The organism is Bradyrhizobium sp. Kon56 (genome assembly GCF_055807635.1).
Genome location: NZ_JBVVOU010000300.1, coordinates 1 through 310, shown reverse-complemented (window position 1 = coordinate 310; position 310 = coordinate 1). Strand labels below are relative to the sequence as shown.

Here is a 310-nt window from a genome sequence, read left to right as displayed (position 1 = left end):
CGAGGCCAGGGCGATATCGGCGCCGCCCGCCCCCATCGCCACGCCGACCACCCCGGCTTTGAGCGCCAGGGAGTCGTTGATCCCGTCGCCCACCACCATCGGCCGGAAGCCGCTGCCGATCTCCCCCAGCACACGGTTGAGTTTGTCTTCCGGCAACGCCTGGGCCTGGACCTCCGCGATGCCCACGTTCACGGCCAGGCTGTCGGCCACGCTCTGACGGTCGCCGGTGAGCAGCAGTTGGCGGCCCAGCCCCAGGTCGCGCAACTCCTTCAGGGCCTGGCGAGCTTCCGGTTTGACGCTATCGGCCAAC

General features: G+C 70.0%; 1 protein-coding gene. It reads right to left on the bottom strand.

Annotated elements, in window-relative coordinates:
• Window positions 1-310 (bottom strand): HAD family hydrolase (locus tag AC0L3B_RS39050; protein WP_473383044.1); only part of this gene is annotated, 310 nt, incomplete at both ends.